Origin of the sequence: Streptomyces sp. NPDC058086 (genome assembly GCF_042885015.1) — a bacterium.
Taxonomy (GTDB): Bacteria; Actinomycetota; Actinomycetes; order Streptomycetales; family Streptomycetaceae; genus Streptomyces.
Window position 1 is genome coordinate 84,890 of record NZ_JBHVST010000034.1, and the last position, 12,046, is coordinate 96,935.

Here is a 12,046-nt window from a genome sequence, read left to right on the forward strand (position 1 = left end):
CCCGGCCGGTGCCGCACTTGAAGGGACCGGGACCGCCCATGCCGACCCAACCAGCACATGACGCCGCGCCTATGTCCCTGGGGGAGCACCTGCGCGAGCTGCGCAACCGCCTGCTCAAGGCCGTCGGAGCGATCCTGTTCATCACCGTCGTTGCAGCCCTGTTCTACAAGCAGCTGATCGGATTCCTCATCGATCCCCTGCCCGGCTGCGCTCCGGGCCAACCGGCCGGCGCGGACGACGCGGGCCGCTGCGGCGTGATCTCCCTCAACGGCCTTCTGTCACCCTTCACCCTCGCGCTGAAGGTGTCGATCACCGCGGGGGTCGTCGCCGCGAGCCCGCTGTGGCTGTATCAGCTGTGGGCCTTCGTCGCACCAGGACTGCACCGCAACGAGAAGAAATACACCTTGACCTTTCTCGGGGCGGGCATCCCCCTGTTCCTGACCGGTGCCGCCGTGGCGTACTGGACCCTGCCCACCACGGCACGGGTACTCATCTCCTTCACCCCAGACAACGCCACCAACCTCCTGCCCGTCGACGACTTCCTCGACCTCGCCACCCGCATGGTCCTCGTCTTCGGACTCTCCTTCGAACTCCCCGTCCTCCTCGTGCTGCTGAACCTCGGCGGCGTGATCAGCGCACGCCGGATGGCCGACTGGTGGCGCGGCATGTTCATGGCCATCGCCGCCTTCGCGGCGCTCGCCACCCCCAGCACCGACCCGCTCAGCATGCTGCTGCTCGCCACCCCCATCAGCCTGCTGTACCTGGCGGCGTGCGCCATCGCCTGGTACAACGATCGCCGCCGGCAGCGCACCGGCACCACCGGGCCAGGCGGAAGCCCGGACACCGAGGCATCCCTCATCGACCTCACCCCGGCCCCCTTCGACGCCCCCGACGACATCTCCGTCAGCCGACCCTGACGAGCCCCTTCTCAAGGAGCGGCCCGCCGCCGGTGATCAAGGCAGTTGCTTGCGACGAGCCCGGGAGGCCCGCGGCGTTGCCGCAGATGCGTACGTCGTGCCAGATCCCGCTTTATTGCGCGAGCGGTCGTAGAACGCCACGGCGCACTTGTTCGTAGTGACACGCCGGTTCCGGGGCGCCGGGTACCGAGGGCGTGACCGCGAGACCTGCGGAACGGCGGACCTTGCCCTCGGCGTTCAGATCGACTCCGTAATCGAGTGTGGATGGGGTTGGGGAAGAAGAAAGCGAAGGCCGCGCTGCAGGGCGTGATGCCGTGGCTGCCGCCGGCTGGGAAGTTAACGGTGGAGGCGTCGTCGAAGCTGGACCGGACGCTGGATGATGACGTTCATGCGGTGCGGTTGTAAGCGTTGGTCAGGGCGATGAGGGACACCAACCCGGCCAACTGGTCCTCGTCGTAGCGGTTGGCCGCGTTCGCCCAGGCCTCGTCGGTGACGCCACCGGCCGCGTCGGCGATGCGCATGCCCTGTTCCGCCAGTTCCAAGGCCGCCCGCTCGGCCTCGGTGAACACCGTGGCCTCAGTCGCGATCAGGTTGAGACGTACCGAGGTCTCCCCGCCGTGCGTGGCGTCCTTGGTGTGCATGTCGGTGCAGAAGCCTCAGCCGTTGATCTGGCCGGCCCTGATCTTCATCAGTTCCTGCGTCGCGGCCGACAGAGTCGACTCCGTGATGACCTTGCCTGTCCAGGCTGCACAGCGAGTCCCTGCCGTCGACGCCCGATCTCACACACCCTCGACGACTCCCCCCATGCGCCCGCTCCAGGGAAGCAGCCGCGTCAAGGGGTCCGTCACGCCCGGCGTGTTCACGGGCACTTCGGTGACGTCAGGGCGGCTGGCGTCAGCCCTCAGTAGCGCCAGAAGCGTCGTGCCCTACTCGGCCCAGGGCTCGAATCCGGTCTGAAGGACGGCTTCGAGGTACGCGCGCAGATGGGCTGCCTCGTCGGCGCCAAAGTTCTCCTCGAACTGGGCCTGCACCGCATTCCACAGTGGTAGCGCCGCCTTCAGTCGGGTGAGGCCGTCCGGCGTGATGGCGGTGATCCGTGCGCGGCGGTCGGCTGCCGATGACTCGACGGTTACCAGACCCTCGCGGGCAAGCGGCTTGAGGTTTGAGGCCATCGTCGTGCGGTCCATGGCGATCACGTCGGCGAGGCCGGTGATCGTCATTTCTCCGTGCACACTCAGCTTCTGCAGGATGCTGAGCTGCGTCGCACGAAGACCAACGGGGGCCAGGGCCTTGTCGTAGGTCGCACCGAGGTACCGGGCCGCCTTGCGCAGGGCCAGGTTGTTGCACGAGTCGCCGGGATTCGTCGGCGCAGTGGTCATTGTCTCCTCCAGAGCTTCACCCACCCATGATACGAGCAGGTACTCTCAAATGCGACAGTCACCCTGACGTCAACGGTCGACGACGGGCCGACGAGTCCACCCCGAACCACCCACTCTTGCCATTAGACAAATACGAGCATATGCTCATAACTGTGGCATGATGCTCCCTCCTGACCCCTCCAGCGAGCCTCGCACCCCTCCACCCGAAAGCCTTGTCATGGAAACCCCCATCGGATCTGCTCCCGTGCGTGAGCCGACACTCTCCGCAGCGGCCGAACTCTCCCCGAAGCTCCACCTCACCACCCGCCGCCCGCCTGGTGCGCCCGCCCGGTTTGGCGAGCTGCCGAAGCGAATCCTCCCCGAGGAGATGATCGAAGAACGGGCGGCCACGATGCCGAACCCGGCGACAAACACATACAACGCCGACGAGTGGCTCGTTCGGTACTGCCTGTGAGCCACATCAGCCCAAACGATGGAGGATTCCCATGCACGTACCCAAGCCCCTCATGGCAGTCTCGCTGGCAGTGCTCTCGATAGCTGTCACCCTGGGCTGCTTCGCCCAGGTCTTCTGACCGCCGGACAAGGCCTGAAGGCCGGCACCGGCGCCTCCCGCTCCTCAGGGTCTGCGGGCTCAATGAATGCAGGCTCGGCCCCTTCACAAGCATGGACCACCATCCGGCGAAGGCCGACGTCAAGGAGCTCGTCCAGGCCAGGCCGCCCAGGCCAGCGAGGAACCTTGCGGACGACGCCTGACGGTGCCGATCCGGGGAGCAGCGTCACACCAGAGTGGAGGTCGCGTCGCCCCGGATCCGGCCCCGCGTTCGGTCGCGAGGTCGGTGCGTGAGGGTGGCTACTTCTTGATCAGCGGTGCTTCCGCGTCTTGTGGTGCGAGCCCATTTCACTGTTCATCGCCATGACCATGCTGTGGATCTCGTGGACCGGCGCCGGCATGACCGCGGAGGGCCGCTTCATGCCCTCGTGCTCAAGCTCGTCAACACCATCCCGGGCAGCTGCCCTCAACGCACACGACGGCGGCTTTCCGTTCTGGCCCCGCCGGCCGGAGCCCCGTCACCGACGAGCGATGCGCCCTCCCCCTTCTCGGCGCAGCACCGGTGGCGCACCTCGTCCCGCAACGGGCGCGCGCCACCGCACCCCTTCGGTTCCGCGTCGCGGAGCTCGGGCGCGGCGCCGCAGCCACTGCCTCACGGAGGAACCGTGCTCACCACTTCCACCGGACTCGCTGACGGCGCCCTGGCCGTAGAGCCCGCCCCGCCCCTTCATGCTCCGCTCGGTGCAGGCTTGCACTGGCTCGACACCCCCACCAGACCCGCCCTCCTCTACGTGCCGCCCCGCCTGCCCCACTGGTGCGTGCCTCCTCTGCTGGTCGCCTTCCACGGAGCCACCGGCGTACCCGGCGACATGCTGACCCTGCTGCGCACGGAAGCCGCGCAGCGCAAGGTTCTGCTCCTGGCCCCCAGCTCCGAACAGGTCACCTGGGATGCCATCGCGGACGGCGCATTCGGCAAGGACGCGGCCAGCGTGCAGCACGCTATGGCCACCGTCTTCGACCACTTCGCAGTAGACCGCGACCGGATCGCCGTCGCCGGCTTCGCCGACGGCGCCTCCTACGCCCTGGGCCTCGGCCTGGCCAACGGGGACCTATTCACCCGCGTCCTTGCCTACTCCCCCGGCTGCATCCCGCCGGGCCGCCGCGACGGCCGCCCGACCATTTTCATCTCCCACGGCCGGCGCGACACGATTCTGCCCCTCACCAACACCAGCCACCGCATCGTCCCCACCCTGGAGAACGACGGCTTCCACGTCGACTACATCGAGCACGACCTCGGCCACCAGGCACCCGACAGCATCGTGACGACCTCAGCCGAACTCCTGGGCTGACGCAGGGCACTTATGAGAGCTGGCTGGGTGCCGGCTGTGGCCCCCGCCAGGGCCGCTGCCTGCACCCAGTGGATGAATACCGCCGCAACGATCAGCGCTGCCCCTCATGCATCCATCAATCCACCTTGCCTGGGGCTGGAACGGCACACTGTTCGACAACACCGCCGTCGTCGTGGCCTCGGCCAACGCCGCCTTCACCGAACTTGACGCTGGCCCGCTCACCACACCACCACACCGGTGAAGTGGAACCCGGCGGCCACCCGACGCGAAAAGCGGGCCCTCAGTATGCGCCAGCCCCGAAGAGACCGCACCAGCCAACACAGAGTCTCGGTAAACAAGCTGACGGAGACTCATGAACGATTGAGACGCCTCGGCACGCTAGCACGCGCCGCTCCTGATCAAGCGCCCTCTGCTGAACCCGAAGTGGTTCGCGCGGCCGATCGAGTGGGGTCGACTGGTACAACCACAGCCGTCCCCACGGTGAACTCGGTCACCAACCGAGGTCACCTGGCGGTGACAAATCTGAGGAGCAGCAGCGCGATGTCGTCCATCCGGGGGGGGCGGTCTGCCGCTGTAACGGCTTGGGTGGCCGCCGCAACGGTTCGCCCCTGATTGGCGAGCGGCTGTGCGGCCTTCCGGATGGATCGTGACTGCGTAGGGGGCTGGCGGCGCGCCAAGTGTGGTTGGGTGACGGTCACTGGGTCGGCGTCGTCCGGCTGGTCCGCTGCGTGCCGACTGTGAGTGGCAAGGCTCGAGGGCGTTGTGGACGCCCAGTTGCGAGCTCACAGTCTTGAGTGTGTGAGGGCTGCATACGTGTTCATGCGGTGAGGCCGTGCATCTTGCCCCGGCGTGTTGTGGTGCAGGCGGTGGGCCAGGGTGCGTGCCCGACCTCGACCCGGTAGAGGGCGCGTGGGCGCACATCAAGCGGAGCCTGGCCAACCTGGCCGCCCGCGCCCTCGGCAACCTGGAGACTCTGCTCCCATGTACTCGTAGCTTGCGGCTGTGACGAGGCCAGCCGGCCCCTGGTGGCGCCACGCCGGCCGGACGACAGGCTTGCTACCGGAAAAATAAGAGCATATGCTCGTATCTGCTCGCTGGAATCACCGGTAGCCGGTCCATATGTAAGCGGCCAGGGCCGGATCTCGGAAGTAGGCATGACATGACGAACGCGGAAAACAGCGACAACGGCCGCCAGGGACTCAGCTACTACCCATGGTGGCTGGACAACCTGGCCGACGACGTCACCCTGGAAGGCGCCGCCATGAACGGCACCGCCCGTGGCGCGGAGGCGGTCCGCGCCATCGTGGTCAAGGCCCGCGAACTGTACGAGTTCCAGGACTTCAGCTTCACCGGAGACTTCGGCGACAACGGCTTCCTCGAGATCTACGATGCTTCAGTCCTCGGCGAGCCCATGAAGGTTGTCGTCACGGTCACCCGCAACGCCGTCGGACAGGCCCAGGAACTCGCGGTGCTCCATCGGCCGCGCAACACGCTGCTGCTCTTCTCCCGCGAGATGAACAAGAAGTTCGCCGGCACCCCCCTCGCCGAGCACTTCCTCGCCGACGAGTCCTGAAACGACGATTCCGGGGGCAGGCCCTACTGCCCAGCCCAGGCGCCGCCTCTTGGGCCGTCCGGCTCCGTCGGCTGTGAGGCAACCGCGAACTCTGTCCGGTCAGCCAACCGTGGGATCTTTAAGCCTTGTTGGCGATGACCTGGTCGGGCCTGCAGCGCGGTCGGCCAAGGCCGGTGCGAGGAACACGGATCCATTCTATCCAGAGGCCGCGCGCAGACACTGTTGTGGCGTTGCCCTAGTGTCACCGGGATCGCGAGCGGGCGGCCTTTGCCGTCACAGGTGAGATGGGCCGAGGGCGTGATCGTCCGGTTCGTCCGGCCGGCGGATTCCCCTTTTTTGCCCGTGGCGGCGGAGTGTTGGTGAGCGTGGACGATGGTGGAGCCGATCTGCGCCAGCGAGTCGATGTCGCCGACGGTCTCGGCGTGGGCTTGGATTTGCTCCAGGGCTCGGGTGAACACGCCGTCCAGGGCGTAGCGGGGGCCGGTCAGGATCCGGCGCGGGGAGCTTGTGGGACAGTTCGATCACGTTGCCCCACGTGTCCCGGAAGAACGCCAGGCGGCGGCTGATGTCCTCGATCTCGAAAGGCTCGCCGATGAGGTCGACGCCGCGCTCGGCGAGTTTGGTGCGCACTGCGTCGACCTCATCGACATGAACGCACATGCGCTGGTAGCCGCCGTGCTGCAGGCTGACGCCCAGGTCGCCGGGCGGTGATCCCACGGAAGCCCTTGAGTTGGTTGAAGCAGCGCTCGATCATGTTGCGTCGATGGTATGTCTCCCGGTTGAATCCTGGTGGTCTGCCTCCGTGGCAGCCGCGTCTCATCCTGCGTCGTCGTTGGTCGATCTCCTCGGGGATGATGTGCGCACTGCGTGCGCGTGGTGATGGTCGCGCCTGGCGCCGCTGCCGGGAGCGTGCCTTGTTGTGTGACCTGTGGTGCCCCATCGTGGAGATGGGGCATTGAGCGGGTGTCGATCCCGGCGCAGCAGCGAGATCTTCGAAACCGAGCCATCGCCGGGCCGGCAGTGGGTCAGCATTCACCGGGCGGCCGGCCGTCTTCGTGCAAACGCGCGTGATGGCGTTACGCAGGCCACAGCGGGGCCGTGCCTGCATCTGGTCACGACTCTCATCTCTTTGAGCTCGTGCCGGTCCGTGCCGTGAGAGCGATGGTTCGACAGCTGCACGGTGACCATGCAGGGAATGTACTTGCCGTATGCAGAATACGAGCATATGCTCTTAAGTGTCTTCGGTGCCCCTGCCGCATGCCTGCGCGCGATTGCCCGCAATATCAGGGGCCTGTAGCGGAGATCTGGCCGCCCTGCTGACCTCCGCCCGCTCCCTCTGGACGACCCCCACGTCCCTCAACCAGAAGGCCCAGCCTTGGAAACCCCTATCCGATCAGCCCACGAATGCCAAGAAGCACCCGCAATAGCCGAACTCCTGCCCAGGCCGAAAGAGGCCCACCGCCCGCCAATACAGGTCTGGCTCCAGCCGATTCTGATCGCCCTGATCGTCGTATCGGCCTTCATCGGCTGCTACATCGGCCTGCAGCGTGACCCCCAGCCACATCAAGTCCCCATCGCTGTCACAGCGCCCCACCACCTGCCAGACAAGATGCGCCAGGCCCTTGGCGGCAGCGTCGAGGTGCACCTGGCCGCTGACGCCGAGGCCGCGCACGAGGCAGTGGAGCATGGCGACGCTGCCGCCGCGCTCAGCGCCGACAGCGCAGGGCGGCTGCGTCTCGAGATCGCCGGGGCGGATGGCCCATCCACCACTGCGGCGGTGAAGAACCTCGTCAGCGTCTACGCCAACGGCGCGGGCATGCATGTCACCACAAAGGACGTCGTCCCCCTGGCCCGCTTCGACGCCCGCGGCTTGGCCGGCTTCTACGTGGCCTTCGGTGTGACCCTGGCCGGTTTCGTCCTCGCCTCGAACGTACTCGGCCTGGCAAAGCTCCTGCACCTGCGTCACCGGTTTTGGCTGCTCGGCGGCGCTTCGACGGCCATCGGCACCCTCGCAGCGATCATCGCCGGTCCCCTTCTGGGTGCTGTCCCGGCTCCCGTCATATTCTTGGCCCTCACCCTCACCTTGCTGGCAGCCGCAGCCGCCTTCACCACCAAACTGCTTGGCGCCTACCTCGGCCCAGTCGGCCTCCCCATCGCCACCCTCGTGCTGCTCACCGTCGGCAACGCCACCAGTGGCGCAGTCATAGGGGCTGATCTGCTGCCCAGCGCCGCCCGAGCCGTCTCGGCACTGCTACCGCCTGGCGCAGCCGTCCGCGCAATCCGCAGCCTGAGCTACTTCGGGGGCGCGCACGCGACGGGACCCATCGTCACGCTCGCGCTCTGGGCCGTCATCGCTGCACTCCTTGTCGCCCTGCGCCCCCGCCTCATGCGGCGTGCCGCAGTCGATGGTTGACGTGTGGTCTGTGTGTGGCCCCATGTCCGCAGCGCCTCGGCCTGCGGGCCGGGACGGTAACCCGGTTCGTGCCGGTGGAGGCGTTCCAGCAGTCGGCAGGCGTCGTCGCCGGCGGCGAGGATCCTGGTCTTGGGCCGGGTGGGGTTCTTGCCCAGACGGACCAGACGGCCGTAGCGGCGCCCCCAGTCCTCGTCGACCAGGCCGGTCAACAGGTGTGCAGCAGTGCGGGCCACTTCTTCCAGCGCGGCCCGGACGGCCTCGGTGACCAGTTTCAGCCGGGTCAGGTCGCGCACGGCAGCCAGGACGTGGGTGGCGTGGGTGCGCTGCGTGGTGCGCTCGCGCACGAGTCCGGCCTCCTTCAGGCGCGCGAGCGCCAGGTCGAGAAGACGGTCGGCGCGGCAGTCCTGGGCGAGGCGCTCACGGAAGTCGGACAGCACGCCGTGGTGAAACCCTGGATCGTCCAGCTCCATGGCCAGGGCGTGTGAAGTAGGCCGCCGACGAGGTGCCCCTGGCTGGGGTCCTTTTCCGACGGCCCCTTCCCGAACCGGGCGTGCGGTTGGGTAGGGCGGCATGGAGAAACGGGCCGGGAGTGATCCCGAAACCGCGCTCCATGCCGACCTCACCACGACATAGCCCTGGTCGACCACGACGGATACCAGCTGGCCAAGCTGCGGATCAGCGACGACAGTGCCGGCTTCCACGCGCTGCTGGAACTGCTGGCCCGGCACGGTGACAGCGCCGAGAGCCTGACCCCGGTCGCCATCGAGACTCCGCGCGGGCTGCTGGTCGCCTGCTTGCGAGCCACCGGCCGAAAGATCTACGCGATCAACCCGCTGGCAGCAGCCCGGTACCGCGATCGTGGCAGCGCTGCCCGAGCCAAGTCCGATGCCGCCGACGCGCGGATGCTGGCCCTCGTCGACGACGGCCACCTGCAAGGGCTCCATCAACATCTACCCGACCGACGACGCCGGCACCTGGAACGTGGCCGCCGAGGCCGTCGCCTTCAACGGCCAGGACCAGCAGAACCCTGACATGAGCAAGGTCGGCTACAAGGACCAGAGCGGCCTGGGCACCACCCTGGTGCAGCGCTACTCGAAGCTGACGACCACCGTGAGCTCGACGTCCGTCTACAAGGGCAAGACGTTCACGGCGTCCGCCAAGCTCTCCCGCGCCGACTGGGACGACAACCTGTACCACGGCTACACCAACCAGCCGGTCAAGCTCCAGTTCCGCAAGGCCGGCACCACCACATACACCACGATCAAGACTGTGTACACCGACTCGTACGGCAACCTGAAGACCACCGCGACCGCGAACTACAGCGGCTACTGGCGCTACAGCTTCGCCGGCACCACCACGACCCCGGCGGTCAGCGCCACGGGTGTCTACGTCGGCGTGAAGTGAGTTAAGACTCCAGCGGCCGCGGGTCCAGGCACAGGTCGTGGGCAGCCCTTGTCAAGACCATGTGTGTCGGCTGACACCAGTGGCTGACACCAACAAGCACGAACAGCAGCGGTCGGTGCCGGGCCTCAGTGGACGATCAACCGAGGCGCAGGGACCGTTGGCCGACGTTGACAAGCCCCTGTGATCGACCTGATAAGGATGAGCACAGACCTCAAAGCCTTGACCTCGTATGGGCGCCGTCCTCACTGTTGGCCGGCGCCCATCGCCTTGACTCGGCCATCGAGGCGCCGCCGACCTGGATCTTGACTCAACGAGTCGAGCAGCAACTCGATCATGGGGGCACATCATCACCTTCGGCGGACGCGGCACGGTTCACAGAGGCTTCGGCGAGGTGAATGTCGTTCGGTCAGGCCGTGTCGCGGGTGTGGCGGTCTTCTTCTGCTGTACGGGTGGTTTCCGTACGCCATCCGGCGGGTGATCAGGCGCTGCTCGGACCGGTCTCGCACTCGGGCGCCGACAGTGGGCGCCGCGGCAGACGCCGCTACGGGTTGCGCGGACCGGTGGGGAAAGCCGGGAGGGACGGGTCAAGGACGCGAGCCCGAAGGCCAGGCGGCGACAGCCCGCCCGAGCACGGTGCCGCCCGTCCGGCCCCGGAGGAGTGTCATGTTCCGCGCCCGTCCGATCCGGTCGCTGCTGGCCGCTGCCTTCGTGCTGGTGGGCTTGGCAGCAGCTTCGGCGACCGCCCAGGCGGATGGATCGCCTGTCGGCCACCGCACACAGACGGTCCAAGCCCCCGATTCGGCCGCCGGCAATCCCAAACCGCGGGCCTCCGTGCGTGTTTGTCAGCCGACATTCAATTTCAACCACGGGGCCTGTCTGGCCATGCTCAACCCCAACTTCAGGCCTCTCTCCTCCCTTCCACCAGGCCAGATGCCACCAGGCCTCAGCCCGTTCGACATCCGCAGTGCCTACAAGCTGTCCGGCAGCCACGGCAGAGGCCGCACAGTGGCCATCGACGTCGCCTTCCACAACCCCAACCTGGAGAGCGACCTGGCCGTCTACCGCCGCCAGTTCCACCTCCCGCCGTGCACCAAGGCCAACGGTTGCCTTCGCGTGATCAACCAGAACGGCGGCACCACCCCGCCGTCCGCCACCGACCCCACCTGGGCATTCGAGTCGTCCATCGACGTGGACGCGGTGAGCGCCGCCTGCCCGGACTGCCGCATCCTGGTCGTCGAGACCGACGACAACTTCTTCACCAACCTGTTCGCCGGGGTCGACCAGGCCGTCGCTCAGGGCGCGAAGTTCATCTCCAACAGCTGGGTCCTGCCGGAGGCCTCGTTCGAGGGCGACTTCGATTTCCACTTCAACCACCCCGGGGTGGCCTTCACCTTCGGATCGGGTGACCACGCAGGCGTAACGCAGTATCCGCCCGCATCCCCCTATGTCACCGCCGTGGGCGGGACCACGCTGGCCCGTGCGCACAACCGTCGCGGCTGGACGGAAAGCGCCTGGAGCGACACTGGATGCGGCTGTTCCCTCTTCGAACCCAAGCCGGCCTTCCAGCACGACACCATCTGCACCAACCGCACCATCGCCGACGTCTCCGCCGTCGCCGACGACTTCGCGGTGTACGACACGACCCCCTTCAATGGCTCCACCGGCTGGTTCGTCGCCAACGGCACCAGCATCTCCGCTCCGCTGATCGCCGGGATGTATGCCCTGGCCGGCAACCCCGCCCCCGGCACCTTCCCCAACTCCTACCCCTACGCCCACCGGCAGGACTTCTTCGACATCACCACCGGCGCTGCTGACGGCTTCGCTGCGATGCCGGGATACGACGCACCCACCGGCATCGGCACCCCCAACGGTGTCCGCGGACTGCGCGCCTCCTCGGGCGAGTGGCACGGCGCCGCCTGATCGAGACACCGGGACAGGAGAGACGTCAACGGTCACGGCGCGGGTGTAGCGACCAGACGCTGACCGAGCACGGCATCGACGTGGCAGCTCTGGCGATGCGATGCAATGTCGGGCGCGCCGAGAACACCGATGAGTGGCGTGGCTGGTGACTGCGGCAGTACAGCACCGAAGTACAGCAACCACAGCGACCGACCGCGTCCAGCAAAGCCCGCAGAAGACCGTGAAGCGACCTGTATGACCACCGCTGACCGATCTATGTAGAGCTACGGATCAGAAGGTTGCAGGTTCGAATCCTGCCGAGTGCACACAGGTTAAGAGCCCTGGGAGATCGTCCCAGGGCCCTTTTCGTTGTACTCCGTGCTGAAGATCAGCACCTGAGCGTCCTGCCAGAGGGCGCGTGTTCAGTTCTCGCGGATACGGCGGGCCTTGGCCACGAGTTCCCGTGGTAGCCCCGGTCCCGCGCATGCGTAGTCGATCAGCAGCTTCCGGTAGGAGATGTTCGCGAGCTCCGGCGCCAGGACGATCAGGGCCCGCAGGTCGT

General features: G+C 67.1%; 11 protein-coding genes and 2 pseudogenes. 11 read left to right on the plus strand and 2 right to left on the minus strand.

Annotation, left to right across the window (positions count from 1 at the left end; translation table 11 throughout):
* The first annotated feature begins 38 nt into the window (after window positions 1–38).
* Window positions 39–917, plus strand: coding sequence for a twin-arginine translocase subunit TatC (gene tatC, locus ACFVWD_RS25895; protein WP_389599368.1), 879 nt, complete (start codon window positions 39–41; stop codon window positions 915–917).
* Between the two features lie 386 nt (window positions 918–1,303).
* Here the strand turns inward: tatC and ACFVWD_RS25900 are convergent.
* A pseudogene (locus ACFVWD_RS25900) lies at window positions 1,304–1,654 on the minus strand (carboxymuconolactone decarboxylase family protein); the annotation flags it as partial.
* Window positions 1,655–1,843: 189 nt separating this feature from the next.
* On the minus strand, window positions 1,844–2,296 hold the full coding sequence (locus ACFVWD_RS25905) for a MarR family winged helix-turn-helix transcriptional regulator (RefSeq protein WP_389599369.1): 453 nt from the start codon (window positions 2,294–2,296) through the stop codon (window positions 1,844–1,846).
* A gap of 244 nt (window positions 2,297–2,540) precedes the next feature.
* Here ACFVWD_RS25905 and ACFVWD_RS25910 point away from each other — a divergent pair, with 244 nt between their 5' ends.
* From ACFVWD_RS25910 to ACFVWD_RS25955, 10 genes and pseudogenes are all read left to right on the plus strand, one after another.
* Window positions 2,541–2,750 (plus strand): hypothetical protein, encoded by a 210-nt coding sequence (locus ACFVWD_RS25910; RefSeq protein WP_389599371.1) that lies wholly within the window; start codon window positions 2,541–2,543, stop codon window positions 2,748–2,750.
* A 761-nt stretch (window positions 2,751–3,511) separates the two neighbouring features.
* Window positions 3,512–4,195: an alpha/beta hydrolase gene (locus ACFVWD_RS25915; RefSeq protein ID WP_389599373.1), complete on the plus strand. Its 684-nt coding sequence runs from the start codon at window positions 3,512–3,514 to the stop codon at window positions 4,193–4,195.
* Between the two features lie 106 nt (window positions 4,196–4,301).
* Complete coding sequence (locus tag ACFVWD_RS25920; protein WP_389599374.1) at window positions 4,302–4,436, plus strand: hypothetical protein; 135 nt, start codon at window positions 4,302–4,304, stop codon at window positions 4,434–4,436.
* Between the two features lie 918 nt (window positions 4,437–5,354).
* Entirely contained in the window at window positions 5,355–5,768 is a 414-nt protein-coding gene (locus tag ACFVWD_RS25925) for a hypothetical protein (protein ID WP_075033842.1), read from the plus strand.
* Between the two features lie 507 nt (window positions 5,769–6,275).
* A complete protein-coding gene (locus ACFVWD_RS25930) occupies window positions 6,276–6,479 on the plus strand; it encodes a hypothetical protein (protein WP_389599376.1) in 204 nt (67 codons plus the stop codon).
* A gap of 664 nt (window positions 6,480–7,143) precedes the next feature.
* A complete protein-coding gene (locus ACFVWD_RS25935; protein WP_389599377.1) occupies window positions 7,144–8,181 on the plus strand; it encodes a hypothetical protein in 1,038 nt (345 codons plus the stop codon).
* Window positions 8,182–8,195: 14 nt separating this feature from the next.
* The gene (locus tag ACFVWD_RS25940; protein WP_389599379.1) at window positions 8,196–8,666 is read left to right on the plus strand and encodes a hypothetical protein; all 471 of its coding nucleotides are present in this window, start codon (window positions 8,196–8,198) and stop codon (window positions 8,664–8,666) included.
* Window positions 8,667–8,855: 189 nt separating this feature from the next.
* A pseudogene (locus tag ACFVWD_RS25945) lies at window positions 8,856–9,038 on the plus strand (IS110 family transposase); the annotation flags it as partial.
* A 28-nt stretch (window positions 9,039–9,066) separates the two neighbouring features.
* Window positions 9,067–9,585 (plus strand): hypothetical protein, encoded by a 519-nt coding sequence (locus tag ACFVWD_RS25950; RefSeq protein WP_389599381.1) that lies wholly within the window; start codon window positions 9,067–9,069, stop codon window positions 9,583–9,585.
* Window positions 9,586–10,515: 930 nt separating this feature from the next.
* The gene (locus ACFVWD_RS25955; protein WP_389599383.1) at window positions 10,516–11,505 is read left to right on the plus strand and encodes a S8 family serine peptidase; all 990 of its coding nucleotides are present in this window, start codon (window positions 10,516–10,518) and stop codon (window positions 11,503–11,505) included.
* The last annotated feature ends 541 nt before the right edge of the window (window positions 11,506–12,046 follow it).